Source organism: Larkinella sp. C7, assembly GCF_006149005.1.
GTDB lineage: Bacteria > Bacteroidota > Bacteroidia > Cytophagales > Spirosomataceae > Larkinella.
On sequence record NZ_VBSL01000172.1, the window covers coordinates 1 to 431 of the forward strand.

1 protein-coding gene is annotated in these 431 nt (G+C 35.0%); it reads right to left on the reverse strand.

Going from position 1 to position 431, the window contains the following annotated elements:
* On the reverse strand, window positions 1–431 hold a 431-nt coding region (locus tag FH871_RS34960), incomplete at both ends, for an ABC transporter permease subunit (RefSeq protein ID WP_138995353.1).

Here is a 431-nt window from a genome sequence, read left to right on the forward strand (position 1 = left end):
GATAATAATATAAATAATGAAAATTACCAGATAAGATTCAAAATATTGGTAACCGTGAGCTGCTTCTACCTTGGCAATCGCCGTTATATCCTTAACCGTCATCACAAACACCAATGATGTCCCCTTAACGATATTAATGACTAGATTACAGAGATTGGGCAGAGCGTTTCGTAAAGCCTGAGGAAAGACAATCCTAAAATAGCTCTGAGTAGTGGTTAAACCAATAGACTGAGCCGCCTCTAGCTGTCCTTTATCAACAGTTAAAATAGCCGCACGTAAAATTTCTGATAAAGTTCCCGTTGTCATTAAGCTAAAGATAATAAAAGCATAATAAATAGGATTGAGTTTAAAAATATCAAGGCCGCTTGATTTTAAAAACGCATTTAAAATACTGGGTAAAAGACTGTAGAAAAATAAGATTAGGAGTATCG